Genomic DNA, 19900 nt, shown 5'->3' with positions numbered 1-19900 from the left:
AGGGGCCTTGGCCGTCATGCGTGCTCAATGTGCAAGCTGCAGGGCGTGGAATTCCACGCGCCCGCCGTCGAGCGCGCTGCGGCCATTGGCCTGCACGTAGACGCCGGCCTTGAAGTAGAAGCCGTAGTCGTTCCAGCTCGCGTCGATCGGCAGGCGCACAGCGGCACCGTCACCGGCCTGCATGATCAGCGCGCCGCCGCTGACTTCGATGCGGTAGTCGAAGGCCTGTTTCAGCGGCAGATCGGTGGCCAGCGGATACGAGGTCGAATCGCCGTCCGGCGTCAGATGCACCAGTGCATCCAGGCGGCCGCGTCGTTCGTCGCGCTTGTAGAGATAACGCAGCTTGACCAGCGGCGGCCCGTCGAAGGCATGAATCTGACCAATCACGATCTTGCCGGTCGAGGACGGCACGCCGAGCACCTCGCAGTTCGCGGTCATGCGTGCGTAGCCGCCGACGTGCCAGTTGACGTCGTCGTCGTTCGGGTCGAGCAATTCGCGCAGCTCCGAGCGCGGGTAATCGGAGCCGCTCGTCGTCGCGCCGTCGACCGGTGCCCAGAACAGCAGACTGCCGTCCCGTGTCGGGTGGAACCAGATCGATTGATAGCCGCCGCTGAGGGCCTGCGGCGGGATTTCCGCCGCATCGCCACGTTTGCGGCCCTGGCCGTCGACCGGCAGGGTCAGCTTCCAATGTGAAAGTGCGATCGTCGACGATGCGGCATGCGTGACGGTCGACGTCAGTGCGAGCGAGGCGGCGAGCAGCAGATGATGCGGCAGGCGTTGCATGGGGGCGTGCAGGTCGGCGGCAAGGCTTGTCAGCTTACGCGATCGCCTCAGCGTGGCTGCAACTGGGTGCTGTCGAGCGGCGCCGGCTCGGCGCTGCGGCTGCCGCTAGTCGCCGTCACCGCCATGCCATGCGCGGTGACGTCGTCGAGCTGATCCTGGAAGTGTGCGACGAGGCCGCTCGTGTCCTCGGCTGCCCAGGCGATCATCTGCCGACCGAGCACGTCGGGCGAGTCCGGCGTCAGCTTGTCCTGCCACCAGTATTCGAAGACGGCGCGCTCGGCTGTCAGGTCGACGATGCCGTAGCCGTGATCGACCCACTCGATGAACTGGATGTTCTTGTTGGTCGTGATCAGCGCCGTTTCGAGCAGGCGTGTGCCTTCGATGGTCGCCGCCGAGCCCGGTTCGAGCTGCAGCGCATTGGCGAGCAGCTCGTCGCCGCCGCCGCGGCCCATCGACGTCGGCGCGAACTCGACACCGACCGACGTCGCGCGCAGGTTCAGCGGGCCGACGTTGGCGGTGCCGGCACGGCCGAAGCCGGCCGGGAAGTTGGCCGTCGTCGAGCCCTGGCGCAGATTCGGAATCGGTGCAGCCGAGACGTAGTCGCTGATCAGGTGGGTGTCTTCGATCAAGTCGGAGCCGAAATTGCCGTGCGCATCGCCGGATACGACGATGTTGTTGCGCACGCGATAGCCGGCGTCGTTGTCGCCGCGCAGGTATTGCATCAGCGCGGCGCGCTCCTCGGGATAGTCGGTCCAGCGGCTGATGCCGATCTTCGGCAGCGACGGCAGGCCGTCGACGATGTCTGGAATGTCGCAGGGCGCCAGCCAGGTCTGGTTGTTGACGAAGCGCCAGGTGACGCCGGCCTGCGCCGAGTCGCGCATCGCCGACGTCAGCCACTCGAACTGGGTGCGGCCCATCAGGCTGTTGCCCGACGTCAGGTGCGAGGCATCCATCGTCAGGCCGTGGCCCGGCAGGCCGATCTGCGTATCGACGCCGAACACGTCGAGCATCGGCCCGTACGGCAGACGCCGCCAGACCAGCTTTGTGTCGGGCGCCTCGGGGTACGAGCCGTCGTCGACGAGCACGAAGTCGCCGGAGCCGTCGGCCTTCACCGGCCGCGACGGCGTCCACTCCCAGAACACCTGCGTGGTCTGTTCCAGCGTCGTCGTGCTCGGCCCGTCGACGGTGGTCGGCAGTTCGTTGCCGAAATCCTCGTCGATATCGTGGTTGTCCCAGACGATGAACCACGGATGCTGCTGGTGCGCGCGCAGGTTGTTCGGGTCGGAGCGCCACAGCGCGTAGCGGCGCCGCAGCTCGTCGATGTTCAGCCAGTCACGATAATCCGGCAGCGTCGTGTCCTTCTCGTCCTTGCGCGCGCGGACGGCTTCGTCTTCGTCGACGAAGTCGTAGACGTAGTCGCCGCAGTGCACGACCAGATCGAGGTCGTTGCGGTCGGCGATCAGACCGAGGCCACTCCAGTAACTCGACCAGTAGCTCGAACACGACAGCACCGCGAAGCGGATCGAATCGACCGCCGTGTCCGGCGCGGTGCGTGTGCGGCCGACGATGGACGTCAGGCCGAAGGCGTGGAAGCGGTAGTAGTAGGTCGTCGCCGGCTCAAGGCCGACGACATCGACCTTGACCGTCCAGTCGCGCGCGGCGCTGGTTGTCTGCGTGCCGGACTGGAGCACGCTCAAGAAGTCGGGCGTCGCCGACACGTCCCAGCGCACCGGGACCGCACTCGCCGACGGCGTCGTCTCGGTGATACGCGTCCAGATGATGACGCGATCCTTCAGCGGATCGCCGCTGGCCACGCCGTGCGCGAACGGCAACGGCAGTACCAGCGGATAGTCGAAGTCGGCGGTTTCGACGAGGTTGCCGGCGCCGCTGTCGCCGTCACTGCCACTGCCATCGTCACCGGACGGCGCGCCGCCGCCATCCGGACTGCTGCCGCCACAGGCGGCGAGCCCGAGGCTCAGCGGTAGCGTGCCGAGCGCGGCGGCGCTCTTGAGAAAATCGCGACGATCGATCGGTGGTGCCATGGTCCCCTCGCCAATGACAGGTCGACGTTGCCGATCCTAAAGTCGACGGCCGCCGATCCCGAATAGGAAATTCGCAGAGCAAGATCGCACGCGGCTCACCATCGGTGACGATGATCAGCCGCGACGACAGGCTTTTGGGGGAGGATCGGCGCAGCCCTGCACAGCGCCGACGGCCGCGCACCCTAGCGGGTGCCTGTGTCACGGCGATGACGCATCGCGACGGCCCTGCCGACATGACGTGCCAGAATGGGCCGGCATTTCGAAGGGAGCTGAGATGTCCGTCGCCAGATTCGCCCGCCTGCTGTTGGTCTTGTTGCCGGCCCTCGTATTTGTTTGTGCGCCGAGCACAGGCAGCGCCAAACCTGCTGCCACACCGGCCTACGAAACCTGGACGATCGCCGAACTGCATGCGGCGATGGACCGCCACACGCTGACGTCGGAGCAACTGACGCAATACTTCCTCGACCGCATCGCCCGCTATGACCGCAAGGGGCCGGAGCTCAATGCCGTCATCGAACTCAATCCCGATGCACTGACGATCGCGCGCAAGCTCGACGCACAAGCACCGCACGGCCTGCTCTACGGCATTCCGGTGTTGATCAAGGACAACATCGACACCGCCGACGCGATGCACACCACGGCCGGGTCGCTGGCTCTGGTCGACAGTCGTCCGCGCGCCGATGCGACGCTGGTCTCGCGCTTGCGTGCCGCCGGCGCGGTGATTCTCGGCAAGACCAATCTCAGCGAGTGGGCCAATTTCCGCGGCAAGCATCCGATCAGCGGCTGGAGCGCGCGTGGCGGGCAGACGCGCAACGCCTATGCACCGACGCGCAGCCCCTGCGGGTCCAGTGCCGGTTCCGGCGTCGCGGTGGCGGCCGGCTTTGCCGTCGTTGCGGTCGGCACCGAGACCGACGGCTCGGTCGTCTGCCCGAGCAGCGTCAACGGCATCGTCGGCATCAAGCCGACGCTGGGCCTCGTCAGCCGCAGCGGCATCGTGCCGATCAGCACCAGCCAGGACACCGCCGGCGCGATGGCGCACGACGTCGCCGATGCGGCGCTGCTGCTGCAGGCGATGGCCGGTGCCGACCCCTACGATGCGGCGACCAAGCCGCTGCCGGCGTCATTGCCGGCACAACTGAACACGGGCGCCGCCGATCTGCGCGGCGTGCGTCTGGGCGTGGTGCGCAACCAGACCGGCGATCTGCGCAGCGTCAATCGCCTGTTCGACACGACGCTGGCGCGCTTGCGTGCCGCCGGTGCGGTGCTGGTCGACGTCGACATGCCGGCGGCGCCGACGCTCGGCGACGACGAAACGACGGTGCTGCAATACGAGTTCAAGGACGGCATCCGTCGCTATCTGGCGACGCGCAACGGCGGGCCGAAGACGCTGGCCGCGCTGATTGCCTTCGACAACGCGCACGCGGCGCGCGAGCTGGCGCTGTTCGGCCAGGAAACCTTCATCGCCTCTGAAGCGCGCGGGCCGCTGACGGACAAGGCCTACCTCGACGCCAGGCGCCGCGCCAAACGCGCCGCCGGTCGTGACGGCATCGACGCGCTCCTGCAGCAACACCACCTCGCGGCGCTGATCGCGCCGACCATGGCGCCGGCCTGGCCGATCGACCCCGTGCTCGGCGATCACTTCGTCGGCGCTGGCGTCTCGCAGCGTCCGGCCGTTGCCGGCTATCCGCACATCACCGTGCCGATGGGCTTGGTGTCCGGTCTGCCGGTTGGCTTCTCGCTGGTCGGCACCGCCTGGGACGACGCCAAGCTGATCGCCCTCGCCGCCGCGTTCGAAAAGATCACGCCGAAGCTGCCACCGCCGGCACTGCAGTAAGCGTCTGGAAAGTAGGGCGGGATTCATCCCGCCCGTCGCGTTCAAGCATGGACGGCCAGCATCCGCGCAATCATTTGCGCGCGAATCCTGTCGTCGCCGAGCAACTGGTGGCCGGCGTCCGTAATGAAGTGAGACTCGCAGCCCGGAATCATGTCGGCGAACGCGCGCGCCGTTGCCACGGGCACCAGATTGTCCGCCTCGCCGTGCCACAGAAAAACCGGGACGGTGATCGTGCCGAGATCGAGCCCCCACGGCTGGCTGACCAGCCGCATGTCGCGGTAGGCGCCGTCGCCGCCCTGACGATAGGCCTCCGTCAGCTGCATCATCGTGCGTTCAAGCGTGCCGTCGTCCATCAGCGCGCGATCGGATTCCGGAAGCTGGGCCTTGAGCTTGCGCAGGTACTGCTGCGGCTGCTTGCGGATCGCATTGGCCGTCATCGACGTCAGCGCCTTCAGCAGCAACGGCGCGTAGCGTGCCGCGAAAAACGCGATGCGGTTGCCGCCTTGCATGTCCTTGGACAAGCGCATCACTTCCGGCGGCCCGCCGCTGGAAAACAGCGTTGCCGACTGCACGCGCGACGGCAGGCGTAGCGCACACGCCAGGGCATAAGGCCCGCCGCCCGAGCCACCCGCGACGTGAAAGCGATCGATGCCGAGCTGGTCGGCCAGCGCTTCGACGTCGGCGGCCCAATCCGCAATCCGGCGCCGCGGTGCCGGCGACGAAAGCCCGTAGCCGGGCCGCTCCGGCGTGACGATGCGTAAACCGGCAGCGTCTATCCAGTCCGCGCCGTCGAAGCGTCCGAACACGCGCGAACCCGGCGTGCCGTGAAACAGCAGCAACGCGGTGCCGCCGTGTTTGCCGTATTCGCCGTAGCCGAGCTCACGCCCGTCGGGCAGTTTGATGGTGTGGTTCTGCATCCGAGTCTCCCATTTCCCATGGTTGTGACTCCGACGCATGAGGAAAGTGCGGAAATGATGTGCGCAACTTTCAGGCGCCGCGTGTCGGTGCCGCTATTTCCGATCCGTCCGTCCCGGCCGGTTCGCTTGCGCTCCGACACTCGATCGGAATGCCTGATGCCACGCCGATCGTTGCTCGATGTCGTGCAGATACGGTTCGTCCCATCCGTGACGTAGATCGCATCCGTGCAACTGCCCCAATGCATGCTATATCGCAGGCGGCATATCGGATGGGTGGGCTGCGCCGTGCCATTTCGCAGCCCACCGGTCAGCTTGCTCGCGGCTCCAGCATTTGGTCACCAGGTTTTCAAATACCTCGTCGACCTTGGCGATGGAGGGGGCAGGCGACGCGGGAGGTGAAAATTTGCACCGCATCAGATTCATTACGGCTTTGCATTAGAGTGGGCTTCTATGGCTTTTGCGCCGCAGTTGGCGCAATTCCCTGTCGCGATAACGATGCCAACAGAAGCTGGAGAGAAGGGTTTTTTACAACTCGAGCATTTGGCCAACAGGCGCCGTTGAGCCCAGAAAATGAAGAGAAAGAGGCCGGCCAGTTGTATGACGATAAGGCCCAAGCTGATGCTCGGCCATCGCAATTCAAATCCTCGTGCAGCCGCGGACGTGCTGAGCCACTCGGCGATGCGACGATTGAAGAGCATCAGGCAGATGATCGGAACGGACGCTGCGTATATCGCCGTCCAGTAATTGCGTTGCGAGCGCTTGATCGTGGCGATATTCATGATGGCCTTGGATTCGGTACGCGGCGTCGAGACAATGCAGGCCGTACGACAGCAGTGGCGACCATCGCTTGTGCGGTCCAGGCCGCATGTTCGCGCTCAACTTCGTCAACTGCAAAAGTGCCGAGCGATTTTTGACGGCTTCGGGTCGGACCCGTCGGCCTTTCGGCTTCGACCCGACGCGTCGGCGGCGGGGTGAACCCCGCCCTACGACCGTCCTGTTATCGGCGCAAGATGGTTGCGCCGACGCGCCGATCTCAGAACGGGTGGTACTGGTACAGCCAGGTCTCCGACAGTGTTTCGTCGCCGAGCTTGAGATAGAGGCGCATGTCGACCGGGTCATTGCCGTCGACGGTGAGGTCGAACTGCGCGCGCCAGTGGCCGGAGACGCCGTCCGGCACGGCTTCGGTGAACACGTAAGAGAACGTACCGCGCGAGGCCGACAGCACCGGTTCCGGTTTGACGCCGAACGGCAGCTTCTTCAGCGGATCGCCAAGGAATTCGACGACGAACTTGCGCACGCCGGCCGGGCGCGGTTCGCCGGGCTGGCCGCCGCGGCCGAGGCGCGTGGCGACGCAGCGTGCCAGCGGTGACGGATGCGGTTCGTCGGCTTCCCAGTACAGGCGGTACTTGAGGTGATATTCGTTGCCGGCCTTGGCCGGCGCCTTCGGCACCCACATCGCGACGATGTTGTCGTTGATCTCGTCGTCGGTCGGAATTTCGATCAGCTGGATCGCGCCTTCGCCCCAGTCGCCGATCGGCTCGACCCACAGGCTCGGACGCTTGTCGTAGAAGACGCCGTCCTGGTAGTGGTCGAAATTGCGATCACGCTGCAGCAGGCCGAAGCCCTTGGGGGTATGGTCGGCGAATGCCGACGCCATGGTGTGCGACGGATTGTTGAGCGGGCGCCAGATGCGCTCGCCGCTGCCGGTCCACATCGCCAGGCCATCGGAGTCGTGGACTTCGGGGCGCCAGTCGATCGCAGTCTGCTTTTCGGTTTCCGAAAACCAGTACATCGACGTCGCCGGCGCAATGCCGAAGCGCTCGATGTCGCGGCGCAGGAACAGCGAGCATTCGATGTCCATGACCACGCCGGTATCGCGCTGCATGTCGAAGCGGTAGGCGCCGGTGATGCTCGGCCCTTCGAGCAGCGCATAGACGGTCACGCGGTTCGAGCCGTTCTTCGGCGGCGCGAAATAGAACTGCGTAAAGGCCGGGAATTCTTCGGGCTGGTCCGGTGCGGCACTATTGAGCGCCACGCCGCGCGCCGACAGGCCGTACTGGTAGAGCGCGCCGATCGCGCGAAAGTACGACGCGCCGAGAAAGGCCGCCCAGTCGTTCTTCTGCCACGGCAGCTTGTCCTGATCGCCGAACCGGCTTTCTTGGAAACGGAAGCCTGCGAAGCCGGCGCCCTTCGGCAACTCGTGCGCCGGGCTGTTGGCCGGCATGTCGAAATAGCGTGCGTCGTAAATGATCTCGCTGGCCTTGGTGCCGGGATCGTTGACGACGTACATGTGCACCGGCGTCTGGAAGTAGCGGCCAAGATGAAAGAACGTCACCGGATACTGGCCGGGGCCGCCGGCGAACAGCGCCAGTTCCGGCTTGAATTTGATCTTGCCGTGCGCGGCGTAGTCGATGCGGTCGAGCACCTTGTGCGGCAACGGCGGCGGCGGCGCGTAAGGCTTGGCGGCCAGCTTGCGTGCGGTCGCGGTCAAGGCGTCGAACGAGAACGCTTGGGCGCGGCCGAGCTTGAGCCCCTGCTTGGCCAGCAGTTCGGGCGACAGGCCGAGCGCAGTAAGCGCGGCCATCGAGGACGTAGCGGCAATGAATCGACGGCGGCTGAGCATGCGTCGCGGGTTCCCGGATCGTTGGCGAATGGAGCGCGCGGGCCATCATCGCCCGCGAAATGTCCGGCGATGTTTACAGATCGTGCGATGAACCGCATCTGACCGTCCGAGATCTGTCTCCGGCGTCAGTGTGCCGTCGCGCCGCAGGCTTCAGTCCGAGCGAATGCTGATGACGCAGCCGTGGATATCGACGAACAGCGAGACGCTGCGGCCGTCGTCGGTCGGCACGTGGCGCAAGGCCAGCTGGCCGCCGTTGAGCCTGTCGACGTTCTTCATCTTCGACAGGTCGTCATAGGTGACGCTGCCGCCGACGATGTACTGCGAGATGTGGCGGCGGCTGTTGCACGCCATCTTCTCGGCACGCAGCTCGGCGGTGTGCGCGGCGGCGATCCTGGCGCGCTCGACGGCCGGGTCGACGACTGGCTTCGGCACGGGCGCCGGTGCTTCCTCGACGTTGAGCGTCGGCGTGTTGACCGTCACCGACAGCTGCGCCGGTGCCGGCGCGTACGGATCGGGCCGCGCCGGCGCTGGGCTTGGCGGGCTGGCGGGCGGTGCGCTGACCGCGGCAGGGCGCGGCGCGGGCGCCGGGCGTGCGGCGGGTTCCTTGGCCGGCGCCGCGGGTTTGGCCTCGTCGTCCTTGCCGAAGATCAGCGCCAATTGCGGCTGTGCGCCGTCGTTGGCGGCGGGCGCCGTTGCTGGGATGGCGTGCTCGGAGCCGGCCGCGGGGGACGCTGCGCTGCGCTGCGCAGTGGGTGCGGTATCGCTGGCGATGGTGGTCGGTGCCGCAGCGGCTTCAGGCTCGGGTGCTTCGGGACGCAGCCATAACGCTGCGGCGAGCCCGGCGATGGCGACGCTGCCGATCGCGGCGAAAGCCAGCCGTGCGCGGGGCGATGGTGCGGCCGCGGGTGCTGTGGTCTCGACCCGATGCGGGAGCACGGCCAGCAGTGCCGGCAGTGTCGTGCGGGCGCCGGCGTCGGTCAGCAGCAGCCCTTCGAGTGCGCTGCGCGCCGGTGGCGGCAGCGCATCGGTCAGCGCAAAACTCAGCGGTGTGCCGCCGCTGCGTGCGGCCTCCGGCGGCACACGGCCATAGAGCGCGTAGGCGCAGCTGGCCCCCAGCGCGTAGGCGTCGGTCCACGCCCCGATCTGGCCGATGGCCGACAGCGCTTCGGGCGCGGCATAGGCAGCCTGCGTGGTGCTGGTCACGGTCATCGCGCGAAAGCGCACCGGCGCGCGCAACGGGCCGAAGCTCGCCAGCGCCAGGCCACCGCCGGGGCGCAGGACCAGCTGCGCCGGCACGATGTCGCGGACGACCAGGTTGCGCGCATGAGCCTGCATCAGCGCCTCGATCAGCGGTCGCATGGCCGGCAGGTACTGACGCCAGTCGAGGGCGCCGTTGGCACGGACGTGTTCGGCCAGGGTCTCGCCGGCCAGCGCCTCGAACGCGACATAGGCGGTGCCACCGGCTTCGAAGGCGTCGAGCACGGACGCAAAGCCCGGCGCCGGCAGCGCCGCAAAGGCATTGGCGCGGTCCAGGTAGCCGCGCAGCCACCAGCGGAAAGTGTTGCGGTCCTCGGCATCGCGGGTCTGTACACCGCCCTCGCCGCGCACGATCAGACTGTCGGGCAGCAGTTCGTGCAGGATGGCTTGCGACTGGCCGTCATGGGCCAGATAGCGACACAGGTAAGGCGTGCGTCCGATCGTGTCGGTGATCTGCCAGCGGCCGACACGCGCGCCAGCCGGTAGCGGCGCGCAAGAAACAGCGTCCATTGAAGTCCCCAGGGTTGATCGCCCCGACCGCACCATCCTTTGTGCCGGGGCCCTGTCAGGATTTTGCAAAAAAGACGCGCCGCGCCTATCCGTGTGATTCCTCAATCGGGCGTCGATATCACGCCAAATGCAGGCGGCACGGGCCGCCATGCCACAATAGGCGCCGTGTACCTACCGAGCTGTTCCGATGTCTGTCGTCGTCACCGAAGTCCCCATCACCGGGCTGCTCAAGCAGCCGGCCGCCGCCCCTGAAGACCGCCGCGAGCAGAACAAGCTCGCCAAGCGTCTGCGTCGCCAGGTCGGCCAGGCGATCATGGACTACAACATGATTGTCGATGGCGATCGGGTCATGGTCTGCCTGTCCGGCGGCAAGGACAGCTACACGATGCTCGACACCTTGCTGCAGCTGCAGGCCAAGGCGCCGGTGAAGTTTCACATCACCGCGGTCAATCTCGATCAGAAACAGCCGGGCTTTCCGGAGCACGTGCTGCCCGAGTACCTGAAGTCGCTGGGCGTCGATTACCACATCATCGAGCAGGACACGTATTCGGTGGTGCAGCGTGTGATTCCCGAAGGCAAGACCATGTGCTCGCTGTGCTCGCGCCTGCGCCGCGGCGCGCTGTACTCGTATGCGGCCGAGCACGGCTACACGAAGATCGCGCTCGGCCATCACAAGGACGACATCGTCGCGACGTTCTTCCTGAACCTGTTCCACGGCGGCAAGCTGTCGGCGATGCCGCCGAAGCTGCAGTCCGACGACGGGCGCAACGTCGTGATCCGCCCGCTGGCGTACTGCCGCGAGCGCGACATCGCCGCCTACGCGCAGCTCAAGGAATTCCCCATCATTCCGTGCAATCTGTGCGGTTCGCAGGAGCAGCTGCAGCGCAAGCAGGTGCGGCGCATGATGGAAGGCTGGGAAAAGGAACATCCGGCGCGTATCGAACAGGTCTTTGCGGCACTGACCAATGTCGCGCCGTCGCAGCTGGCCGATCCCAAGCTGTTCGACTTTGCCAGCCTCGGTGGCGACCGCAGCGCGCAGGACGCGGGCTCGAGCTGGCTGATGCCCGACGGCGGCGGCAGCGCAGCATGAGGCTCGGCGCGGGGTGGCTGCTGGCGCTGGCGGTTGCTACCGCCAGCGTGCCGTCGCTGGTGTCGGCGCAACCGGCCGACGCGTCGACACTGACCGCCGCGGCGGCAGCTGATGGCAGCCAGACGCAGGCGCCCGCACCCGCGCCGCCCAACCCGGCGCCATTTCTGTGGCGCGTGCAGGTGGGTCAGATCACGCACTACCTGCTGGGTTCCGTGCACTTGTTGCCGGAAGCGGCGCACCCGCTGCCGGCGGCGCTGGAGCGGGCCTATGCGCACGCGTCCACAGTGGTCTTCGAAAGCGACCTGGCATCGCTGGATGCCCCGGACATGCAGCGCGCCGTGCTGGCGGCGGCACGCCTGCACGGCGAGACCCTGCGCGACGAGCTGTCGCCGGCGCTCTACGAGCGTGTGCAGCGCCATGCCCGCGAATTCGGCTTGCCGGCTGAAGTCTGCGATCCGTACGCGGCGTGGTTTTGCGCGATGACCTTCGAGATCTTCTCGCTGCAGCAGGGCGGCTTTGCGGCCTCGTTGGGGCTCGATCAGCACTTCTTCGAGCGTGCCAGCGCCGACAACAAGCAGATCGACTGGTTCGAGGCGCCGGCCGAGCACCTCAAGCTGTTTACCGAAATGAGCCCGAAGCTGGCCGGTAGCTTCCTGCAGGCCACGCTCGACGAGGATGGCGATCCGCGCCAGGAACCCGAAGCGCTGTTCCAGGCCTGGCGCAGCGGCGATGTTGCCTATGTCGAGGCGCTCGATGCGCAGATGAAGGAAGAAGACCCAGCGCTTTACGAGCGCCTGATCGCGGCGCGCAACCGTGCCTGGATGCCGAATCTGTCGGCGCGGCTGAAGTCATCGGAGGCGCAGATGATCATCGTCGGCGCGGCGCATCTGGTTGGGCCGGACGGTCTGGTCAGCGCGCTGCGCAATCGCGGGTTCGACGTTCGTGCGGTGGCGCCGGGTGCAGATGCCGCCAAACCCACGCCGCCGGTGGCGGCCACGACCAGCAAGGCGCCGCCCAAGCCGACGCCCTGAGCGCGGCTCGTTCAGGCGCCCGGCCTGGGGCCGCGGCGCCGCACGTGGACCATGAAGACCGACGCCTCGATGAAGGCGAAGCACAGTACCCACAGGCCGTTGCCGTCGCGGGTGTGCTGAACGGCGTCGATGCTGGAGCTGCAGATCGCCTGGACGAGCAGCAGCCCGATATGCGGCAGCCAGACCGCCGGCAGTCCGACCGCGATTGCGATCTTGCGCAGGTAGAGCCAGCGGATCGCCGTGCAGATCAGCACCGCGAGGGCAAGGGCAATCGAAATCAACGGCATCGGCGATCCGGTGGTCGGAAATGATGGCGAACCCCCGGCGGCCCACCGCGTCAGCGTCGAGCCTAACGGCAATCGTGGCCGCCTGGGAACCGGCGCCGCGACCGGTGTCAGTCGCTGGGGAGCTGAAACGAGCGCACCTTGGGCAGCTCGGCACCGGTATTGATGGCGCTGGCGGCTTTGGCGATGGCCGCCGCCGGTGCCGGCTTGGCCGCGGGCGTCGGGGCCGCGGCTGGCGTAGCCGGGGGCTCGGGTTGGGTCGCGGGGCTCGGCGGGACTGCGCTGGTGGTTTCGGTTGCGGCGCTCGCGACGGCCGGGGTCGGCTCAGGTGCCGAGGCGGCTGCAACGGTCTCCACGACGGCGGCCGGCTCTGCCGCGGCTTGCGGCTCCGGCATCGATTCGACTTCCTGGGTGCGTTCCAGCGCCGATTCGCCACCCGGCAACTCCTGCGAGGCCGCTTCCATCCAGGCCTGCACGGCGGGGTGCAGGATCACGCTATGCATATAGTCGCGTTCCGGTCCGTCGAGCGGCACGTCGTAGAGGAAGAAACGGATGGCCACTGGGACGTACATCGCGTCGGCGATGCCGAACTTGCCGAACAGCCACTCGCCGTCGTGGCCGTAGAGGCGGCGCGCTTCGCGCCAAAGGTGGCGGATGCGGGCGATATCGGCCTCGGTCTCGGCCGACATCGGCACCGGGCCGGGCTCGCGTTGCGCTTCGAACGGCAGCTCGCGGCGCAGTGACTCGAAGCCGGCATGCATTTCCGCGGAAATCGCCCGCGCCATGGCCCGTGCCGCCGGTTCCAGCGGCCAGGCGCGCGGCAACGCAAAGGTCTCGGCGACGTATTCGCAGATCGCCTGCGATTCCCAGATGCGCAGATCGCCGTCGACCAGCACCGGCACGCGGCCGGTCGGTGAGTGCGCACGAATGTGTGCGGCGGTATCCGCGACGTCGAGCGTGATGACGACCTCGTCGAAGGCAAGGCCGTGATGACGCATCAGCACCCACGGCCGCAGCGACCACGATGACAGCGACTTGCTGCCGATGTAGAGCGTCATCGGATGCATGCGAAAACTCCGGTTCTCAAGGGGGATGCGGTGAACCTGGCCGCAGCCCTGACGGTTTCATGGTGAGACGCCCGCCCGAGCATATGGATAATACTGCGCTCGAATCCACCGATCGTGAAGCGCCTGTTCCCCCGACCGCCCGTGCCGCTCTTCCGCATTCTCAGCCTGCTGTTGTTGTGTTGGCCATTCATGGCGCTTGCCGACCTGCGGGTCGAGGTCAAAGGCGTGTCCGGTGATCTGAAGCGCAACGCCGAGGCGTATCTGTCGATCCGCGACTACGTGAAGCGCAAGGATCTGGATCAGGCCACGGTTGAGCGGCTGCATCGCCAGGCCGGTCCGGAACTGCGCGAGTCACTGCGGCCGTTCGGCTACTACAACCCTTTCATCGATGCGCATCTGGAGGGCGAGGCGCCGAACTGGCGTGCGACCTACACCATCGACCCCGGTCCGCGCATGAAGCTGACGCGGGTCGACATCGAGATCAGCGGCGACGGTGCCGGTGACTTCGATCGCGCGATCAAGCACATGCACCGCCTGCTGGAGGAAGGCGATCCGCTGCTGCACAGCGATTACGACCAGGCCAAGTCGATCCTGACCAGCGTCGCCTATGCCAAGGGTTATCTCGACGCGCACTACGTCGAGTCCGAACTGCGTGTGAAGCCGTCCGACAACACGGCGGAGGCGGTGCTGCACTTCGAAACCGGCGCGCAGTACCACTTCGGCGATTTCACCATCGATCAGGGCGACGTCACCGACGGGCAACGTCTCAATGATGCGTTCCTGCGGCGTTACGTGCCGATCAAGCCGGGCGACGTTTACGACCCGCAGGTGGTGCTCAATGCCCAGTTTGCGCTCAGCGATCTCGGCTACTTCGACAGCGTCGAAGTGCAGACCGAGCACGACAAGGCCGTCGACGGACGTGTGCCGCTGGTGATCAAGACCAAGCCGCGTAACCGCCAGCATTACGATTTCGGCATCGGCTACGGCACCGACACCGGTGCGCGCGGTTCGGTGGCGTCCGACTTCCGGCGGCTGAACCAGTACGGGCACTCGCTGCATCTGGAAACCCAGCTGTCGCAGATCAAGACCGAGGCCGCCGGCGAATACCGGATTCCGACCGGCAACAAGGCCGGCGAGATGTTCACCATCAGCGGCAATATCGGCGAGCAGGACTACAAGTCGGGCAAGAGCTATCTGCACGGCGTCGGCGTTGGCCTGGTGCGCCTGCCCGGCAAGTGGCGCCAGCAGCCTTACATCAAATACCTGCACGAAGAATCGCACCTGGGTCTCGACGATACGACTGCCGATCTGGTGATGCCCGGCATGTCGCTGACGCTGACCGAACTCGATGATTCGATCTACACGCGCAAAGGCTTCTCGGCGATCGTCGACGTGCACGGCGCGGCGCGCAACGTGCTGTCGTCGGTCAGCTTCGTGCAGTTCCATGGCACGGCGCGCGCCGCGTGGCCGCTGATGCGGCGCTCGCGTGTCTTGCTGCGCTACGAGTACGGCGCCAACCTGACCGGCGAGTTCGGCCGCCTGCCGGCGTCACAGCGGTTCTTCGCCGGCGGCGACGACTCGATTCGTGGCTACAGTTATCAGTCGATCGGTCCGAGGGACGCCGACGGCAATGTCATTGGCGGCAACTATCTGACGACGTTCAGCGCCGAGCTTGAGACGCGGGTCTGGGGCAATGTCGGGATCGCCGAGTTCTTCGACGGCGGTGGCGTGTCCAAGGACCCGGCGCCTGAGCTGCATTACGGTGTCGGCGCCGGCCTGCGCTACCGCTCGCCGGTGGGCACCATCCGCCTCGACTTCGGTCACGCGCTCGACAAGGACCAGCCGCCGGTACGGCTCTACATCGGTGTGAGGGTGGGCCTGTGAACGCGTCGCTGAAACAGGGCCTGTGGCTGGCGCTGGTGATCGCCCGTGCGGCGGTCGGCATCGTCTTCGCGCTGTTGGTCGGCGCGGTCGTCTTCGTGCTGTTCACGCAGTCCGGTGCGCAGCTGGGTCTGCGGGCTGCCAATACCTTCACCGGTGGCATGGTGCAGGCCGAGGACGTCAGCGGCACCGTCTGGGGGCCGCTGAAGATCGGCCATCTGAAGCTCGCGCTCGGCTCGGCCGATGTCGACATTCGTGACGCCGAACTCGATGCCGATCTGTCGCAGCTGGCGCGACGGCATGTCGAGATCGAAAGCCTGAAGGCGGCCAGCGTCGACGTGACGCTGAAACCGGCGCAAGACCAAACCCCGACGCCGCCATCCAGCGAAGGGGCGCTGACGCGCTTGCCGGTGTCGATCGCGTTGCGCCACGCACAGCTCGGCGCGCTGCGCATTCAGTCCGCCGACGGCGCGCCGATCGCCATCGACGACATCGCACTGGCGGCGAGCTGGGTTGGCGATCGCATCGTTCTCGAACAGCTGGCGGCAACCACGCCATGGGTCGGTCGCGCGCGTCTCGACGGCATCGCCACGTTGAAACCGGACGGCATCGAATTCCATCCGCTGCATACGCAGGGCTTTGCGGTTGCCAAGCTCGAGGGCACGTTCGGCTATTCGTCGCCCAGCGATCTGACGCTGAGCTGGCAGCGCATCAGCTGGCCGCCACCTGGTGCCGGCGATGCGACGTCGACGCCGGTCGACAGCGGCGGTGGCGAGGCGCACTGGCGCGGTACCGTCGACGACTATCAGTTCGACCTCAAGGGCAAGGTCACCTTGCCGCAGCTCGCCGTCGCGCTCAGCGCCAAAGGCAGTGGCTCGCTGTCCGGCGTCAAGCTCGACGCGCTCGACGCGCAAGCCCTGGGCGGTACCTTGCATGCGCAGGCCGACGTCAGCTGGAAAGACGGCGTGCGCGTCGACGGCAGCGGCAGCGTGCAGAACCTGCACCCCGAGCGCGCGTATGCGGATCTGCCGGGCGTCATCAACGGCAGCTTCGAGGCCAAGACCGTGGTTGCCGACGGCAAGCCGGACGTGCGCTTCAATGCGACCCTGAAGAACTCCAAGCTGCGCGGCTATCCGCTGGCGCTGGAGACACAGGGGCGCTATGTCGGCGACCGATTGAGCTTCGACAAGCTGTACGTGCAGAGCGGCCAGGCGGTCGTCGATGCACAGGGGCAGGTGCTGCCGACGCTGGATGCCAAGGCACGCATCGACGCGCCGAAGCTGGCCGATGCCTGGCCGGGTCTGCTCGGCAGCCTGCACGGCACGCTGTCGGCGCGGGGCGAGATGAAGGCGCCGCACGTGGTGGCGGCGCTGAAAGTCGAAGGACTGGACTACGGCGGCACCAGCCTCAAGCTCGGTGAACTGAAGGCCGACGTCGATCCGCATGGGCAGCTCGACGTCGACCTGAGCGTGCAGGATGCCTCCGCCGGCGTGCCGATCTCGAAGGCGACGCTCGCCATCCACGGTCCGGCCAATGCCCATGACATCACGCTGAGTGCGAGCACCGGCGAGGGCGATCTGACGCTGGCCGCGCACGGCGCACTGGATGTCGACAAGCTGACCTGGACCGGCGAGCTGCGCAGCGGCAAGGTCGCGCCGCTGCAGCTGGCGCCCTGGGCGCTGGAACAGCCGACGGCGATCAGCGCCGGACTCGACACGGTTGCGCTCGACCCGATGTGCTGGTCGTCATCCGGTGCGCGCGCCTGCGTCGGGGTCAAGAAGGACGGCAAGCAGAACCGCCGCATCGACTTCGCGCTGTCCGATTTCGCACTGACCTATCTACAGCCGCTGCTGCCGAATGGCGCGCGGATCGACGTCGTGCTGCAGGCCAGCGGCTATGCCGAACTCGGCCCGCGCGGCCTCGAGGACTTGCGTGCCGATATCGCCACCGAAGGCGGGCGCTGGCAGGTCGGCGGTCTGCCGCCGATCGACCTGCAGCCGGCCAAGCTGTCGATCGACGACAACGGCAAGGCCGGTACCGACGTCGAATTGCACCTGCCGATCGCCAATGGCCTGATCGACGGGACGGCGACCCTCGCGGCCGGCGACGTGTTCGCGGAGCGCAAGCTGAGCGGCGAATTGCGGGTCAAGCTGCCGGATCTCGGCTGGCTGCATCAGATCACCCCGGAAATATCCAGCGCCAAGGGCCGCGCCGCAGGCCAGTTCGAACTGGCCGGCACGCTGGTCGATCCGCAGTTCGACGGCAGCGTGCAGCTGTCCGACGGCGAAGTCGCACTGGTGACGCCGGGCATCACGCTCAAGGACATCGGCATGCGCGTCGACTCCGACCTGGCCGGCGATCTGAAGATCGACGGCTCCGCCAGCTCCGACGGTGGCGCCGTACACCTGAGCGGCGAGATCAGCCCGCGTGCCAATCCCTTGAAACTCGACCTGCAGCTGAAGGGCGAAAACTTCAAGGCCGTCAGCACCAGCGAGGCGCAGATCTGGGTCTCGCCGGACCTGCACGTGGCGCTGGCCGAGCGCAAGCTCGCCGTCAACGGCACGGTGACGATTCCGAAAGCGCAGATCACCCCGAAGTCACTCGGCGATGGCAGTGTCTCGGCCAGCAGCGACCAAGTCATGGTCGGCGACGATCCGGGCGCGCAGGCACAGCGCAACCTGCTGGTCAACGCCAACGTCACGCTCAAGCTCGGCGACAATGTGAAGTTCGAGGGCTTCGGTCTGAAGTCACGATTGACCGGATCGGTTCAGGCCATCGAACAGCCCGGCGTGTCGACGCGCGCGCGCGGCGAGATCACGTTGGTCGACGGTCACTACAAGGCCTACGGCCAGGACCTGACGATCGAGACCGGCAAGCTGATCTTCAGTGGTGGTCCGGTCACCGAACCGGCGCTGGAGGTGCGGGCGACACGCAAGCCCACCGACGACGTCACGGTCGGGCTGTACGTGCGCGGCACTTTGCGCAAGCCGGAGTTCCAGTTGTTCTCGACGCCGGTGATGCCGCAGCAACAGCAGCTGGCGTGGCTGGTGCTCGGCCGGCCGCTCGATGACACGACCTCGGCCAGTGACAAATCGATGGTCGGCGGCGCGGCGACATCGCTGGGCCTGGCGGGTGGTGAGTGGATCGCGCAGCAGCTCGGCAGCAAGATCGGCATCGACGAAATCACCGTCGGTTCCAAGCCCGGCGAGACCAACGACCAGGCGATGTTCACGGTCGGCAAATACCTGTCGCCGAAACTGTTCATCAGCTATGGCGTGGCCTTGTTCCAGCAGGGATACACCTTCCGCATCCAGTACGACCTGGGACACGGCTTCAAGGCGCGCACCGAAACCGGCATCGAATCGGGCGGTGACCTGCTCTACACGATCGAGCGCAAGTAGCGCGCCGCTGGCGGCGCGCGGTCCTCGAAGTCAGAGCAGGCGCTGGCGGAGGAATTTGCCGATGTCGGCGATTTCTTCCTCGCAGACTTCGTGCGCCATCGCGTAGCGATGCCAGCGCACGTCGTAGCCGCGCTCGCCGAGGCCTTCGGCGGCGGCTTCGCCCCAGGTGCAGGGCACGATGGGGTCATGGCGGCCATGCGCGATCAGCAGCGGAATCTTGCGCGCGGCGTCGCTGGCTTCGGCATCGAAGCTCTGGTGCAGTGGCAGATAGGCCGACAGCGCGATCAGGCCGCCGATCGCCTGCGGCAGGCGCAGACCGGTATGCAGGGTCATCGCGCCGCCTTGCGAGAAGCCGGCGAGCACCAGACGTTCAGCCGCGATGCCGGCCGCCAGCTGTGCTTCGAGATAGCCGCGGATGCGCGCGGCAGACGTGCGGATGCCGGTTTCGTCCTCGGGACCGTCCTTGTCGAGGTCGTAGAGGTCGTACCACGCCCGCATCGGCATGCCGGCATTGAGCGTGACCGGCCGGACCGGTGCGTGCGGAAACACGAAGCGCACGCCGGCGTCGCGCGGCAGGTCGAGTTCCGGGACGATGGGGATGAAGTCGTTGCCGTCGGCGCCGAGCCCATGCAGCCAGACCACCGCCGCCCGCGCCGGCACATCCGGCTCCAGGATGATCTCGCTGTCGGTGCGTTCGGCATTCATGTGACGATTGTCGCGAGTGGCACCTATTTGTCCATAACATCTCCCGCCACACTTAAGGCAGGCTGCCCCGTGGGCAGCGCCCTGCCGGTGCAACATCGCCTGGCAAGGGCGCGGCGGCGGTGGGTCGAACTTCCGTCGCGTGCGGGCAGAGCGGGTAAACTGACCGCCCTCGTTCCGGTGACGACGATGTTGAAGCTGCTCGCGCCTCTGCTGACCGTGACGCTGGTTGCCTGCGGGCAGTCCGGTGCCCTGTATCTGCCCGATCACAAGCCGCCGAAGAAGAAAAGCGCGGCGGAGCTGACCAGCCCGACGGTGGTGCCGGAGACGTCGGCCGCGCCGCCGCAGAAGCCCGCGGCCACGACCGGCGGCGATGCCGCGGCGGCCCCTTCGACGGCGCCGACGCCAGCGTCGGAGACCGACGAGAACCAGAAGAAAAAGGACGACGACACCAGCGCGTCGACCCCCTCGCCGTAAG

General features: G+C 66.9%; 15 protein-coding genes. 6 read left to right on the top strand and 9 right to left on the bottom strand.

The window, feature by feature from the left end; genetic code table 11:
* Positions 1-24: 24 nt before the first annotated feature.
* Both G7Y82_RS01970 and G7Y82_RS01965 read right to left on the bottom strand, forming a co-directional pair.
* Complete coding sequence (locus tag G7Y82_RS01970) at positions 25-783, bottom strand: polysaccharide lyase family 7 protein (protein ID WP_168146309.1); 759 nt, start codon at positions 781-783, stop codon at positions 25-27.
* A gap of 47 nt (positions 784-830) precedes the next feature.
* Positions 831-2825: an alkaline phosphatase D family protein gene (locus G7Y82_RS01965; protein ID WP_168146308.1), complete on the bottom strand. Its 1995-nt coding sequence runs from the start codon at positions 2823-2825 to the stop codon at positions 831-833.
* A gap of 274 nt (positions 2826-3099) precedes the next feature.
* On the opposite strand from G7Y82_RS01965, the gene G7Y82_RS01960 reads away from it, so the two are divergent.
* A complete protein-coding gene (locus tag G7Y82_RS01960; RefSeq protein ID WP_168146307.1) occupies positions 3100-4659 on the top strand; it encodes an amidase in 1560 nt (519 codons plus the stop codon).
* 41 nt (positions 4660-4700) lie between these two features.
* Here G7Y82_RS01960 and G7Y82_RS01955 read toward each other — a convergent pair whose 3' ends face one another.
* The 4 genes from G7Y82_RS01955 to G7Y82_RS01940 all read right to left on the bottom strand — a co-directional run bounded on the left by G7Y82_RS01955 (position 4701) and on the right by G7Y82_RS01940 (position 9966).
* On the bottom strand, positions 4701-5576 hold the full coding sequence (locus G7Y82_RS01955; protein WP_168146306.1) for an alpha/beta fold hydrolase: 876 nt from the start codon (positions 5574-5576) through the stop codon (positions 4701-4703).
* 422 nt (positions 5577-5998) lie between these two features.
* Entirely contained in the window at positions 5999-6355 is a 357-nt protein-coding gene (locus tag G7Y82_RS01950) for a hypothetical protein (protein ID WP_168146305.1), read from the bottom strand.
* A gap of 254 nt (positions 6356-6609) precedes the next feature.
* Positions 6610-8199 (bottom strand): OpgD/OpgG family glucan biosynthesis protein, encoded by a 1590-nt coding sequence (locus G7Y82_RS01945; RefSeq protein WP_168146304.1) that lies wholly within the window; start codon positions 8197-8199, stop codon positions 6610-6612.
* Positions 8200-8349: 150 nt separating this feature from the next.
* Positions 8350-9966, bottom strand: a complete 1617-nt coding sequence (locus G7Y82_RS01940) for a serine/threonine protein kinase (RefSeq protein ID WP_168146303.1) — start codon at positions 9964-9966, stop codon at positions 8350-8352.
* A 187-nt stretch (positions 9967-10153) separates the two neighbouring features.
* Here G7Y82_RS01940 and ttcA point away from each other — a divergent pair, with 187 nt between their 5' ends.
* Together ttcA and G7Y82_RS01930 are read left to right on the top strand one after the other, a co-directional pair.
* Positions 10154-11056 (top strand): tRNA 2-thiocytidine(32) synthetase TtcA, encoded by a 903-nt coding sequence (gene ttcA, locus G7Y82_RS01935; RefSeq protein ID WP_168146302.1) that lies wholly within the window; start codon positions 10154-10156, stop codon positions 11054-11056.
* On the top strand, positions 11053-12087 hold the full coding sequence (locus G7Y82_RS01930; RefSeq protein WP_168146301.1) for a TraB/GumN family protein: 1035 nt from the start codon (positions 11053-11055) through the stop codon (positions 12085-12087). Before ttcA ends, G7Y82_RS01930 begins: the two co-directional genes overlap by 4 nt.
* Positions 12088-12098: 11 nt before the next feature.
* Here G7Y82_RS01930 and G7Y82_RS01925 read toward each other — a convergent pair whose 3' ends face one another.
* Positions 12099-12374: a hypothetical protein gene (locus G7Y82_RS01925; protein ID WP_168146300.1), complete on the bottom strand. Its 276-nt coding sequence runs from the start codon at positions 12372-12374 to the stop codon at positions 12099-12101.
* A 107-nt stretch (positions 12375-12481) separates the two neighbouring features.
* Positions 12482-13438, bottom strand: a complete 957-nt coding sequence (locus G7Y82_RS01920) for a glutathione S-transferase family protein (protein ID WP_168146299.1) — start codon at positions 13436-13438, stop codon at positions 12482-12484.
* Positions 13439-13579: 141 nt separating this feature from the next.
* Between G7Y82_RS01920 and G7Y82_RS01915 the strand changes: the two genes are divergently transcribed.
* Positions 13580-15322: an autotransporter assembly complex protein TamA gene (locus G7Y82_RS01915; RefSeq protein ID WP_168146298.1), complete on the top strand. Its 1743-nt coding sequence runs from the start codon at positions 13580-13582 to the stop codon at positions 15320-15322.
* Positions 15319-18720, top strand: a complete 3402-nt coding sequence (locus G7Y82_RS21830; RefSeq protein ID WP_168146297.1) for a translocation/assembly module TamB domain-containing protein — start codon at positions 15319-15321, stop codon at positions 18718-18720. The genes G7Y82_RS01915 and G7Y82_RS21830 overlap by 4 nt, the downstream gene beginning before the upstream one ends.
* A gap of 30 nt (positions 18721-18750) precedes the next feature.
* Here the strand turns inward: G7Y82_RS21830 and G7Y82_RS01905 are convergent, their stop codons facing one another.
* Positions 18751-19425: an alpha/beta hydrolase gene (locus G7Y82_RS01905; protein WP_168146296.1), complete on the bottom strand. Its 675-nt coding sequence runs from the start codon at positions 19423-19425 to the stop codon at positions 18751-18753.
* Between the two features lie 186 nt (positions 19426-19611).
* On the opposite strand from G7Y82_RS01905, the gene lptM reads away from it, so the two are divergent.
* The gene (gene lptM / locus G7Y82_RS01900; RefSeq protein ID WP_168146295.1) at positions 19612-19899 is read left to right on the top strand and encodes an LPS translocon maturation chaperone LptM; all 288 of its coding nucleotides are present in this window, start codon (positions 19612-19614) and stop codon (positions 19897-19899) included.
* Position 19900: the final 1 nt, after the last annotated feature.

This window comes from Solimonas marina (genome assembly GCF_012241385.1).
GTDB lineage: Bacteria > Pseudomonadota > Gammaproteobacteria > Nevskiales > Nevskiaceae > Solimonas > Solimonas marina.
Note: the sequence above shows the minus strand (reverse complement) of the source record. Positions and strands in the feature narration are given on the sequence as shown.

What these genes read in the sequence shown, in the direction of transcription:
- lptM (WP_168146295.1), top strand. Translation starts at nt 19,612, where the DNA reads ATGTTGAAGCTGCTCGCGCCTCTGCTGACCGTGACGCTGGTTGCCTGC.
- G7Y82_RS01955 (WP_168146306.1), bottom strand. Translation starts at nt 5,576, where the DNA reads ATGCAGAACCACACCATCAAACTGCCCGACGGGCGTGAGCTCGGCTAC.
- G7Y82_RS01950 (WP_168146305.1), bottom strand. Translation starts at nt 6,355, where the DNA reads ATGAATATCGCCACGATCAAGCGCTCGCAACGCAATTACTGGACGGCG.
- G7Y82_RS01920 (WP_168146299.1), bottom strand. Translation starts at nt 13,438, where the DNA reads ATGCATCCGATGACGCTCTACATCGGCAGCAAGTCGCTGTCATCGTGG.
- G7Y82_RS01905 (WP_168146296.1), bottom strand. Translation starts at nt 19,425, where the DNA reads ATGAATGCCGAACGCACCGACAGCGAGATCATCCTGGAGCCGGATGTG.
- G7Y82_RS01970 (WP_168146309.1), bottom strand. Translation starts at nt 783, where the DNA reads ATGCAACGCCTGCCGCATCATCTGCTGCTCGCCGCCTCGCTCGCACTG.
- G7Y82_RS01945 (WP_168146304.1), bottom strand. Translation starts at nt 8,199, where the DNA reads ATGCTCAGCCGCCGTCGATTCATTGCCGCTACGTCCTCGATGGCCGCG.
- G7Y82_RS01925 (WP_168146300.1), bottom strand. Translation starts at nt 12,374, where the DNA reads ATGCCGTTGATTTCGATTGCCCTTGCCCTCGCGGTGCTGATCTGCACG.
- G7Y82_RS01930 (WP_168146301.1), top strand. Translation starts at nt 11,053, where the DNA reads ATGAGGCTCGGCGCGGGGTGGCTGCTGGCGCTGGCGGTTGCTACCGCC.
- ttcA (WP_168146302.1), top strand. Translation starts at nt 10,154, where the DNA reads ATGTCTGTCGTCGTCACCGAAGTCCCCATCACCGGGCTGCTCAAGCAG.
- G7Y82_RS01940 (WP_168146303.1), bottom strand. Translation starts at nt 9,966, where the DNA reads ATGGACGCTGTTTCTTGCGCGCCGCTACCGGCTGGCGCGCGTGTCGGC.
- G7Y82_RS01960 (WP_168146307.1), top strand. Translation starts at nt 3,100, where the DNA reads ATGTCCGTCGCCAGATTCGCCCGCCTGCTGTTGGTCTTGTTGCCGGCC.
- G7Y82_RS01965 (WP_168146308.1), bottom strand. Translation starts at nt 2,825, where the DNA reads ATGGCACCACCGATCGATCGTCGCGATTTTCTCAAGAGCGCCGCCGCG.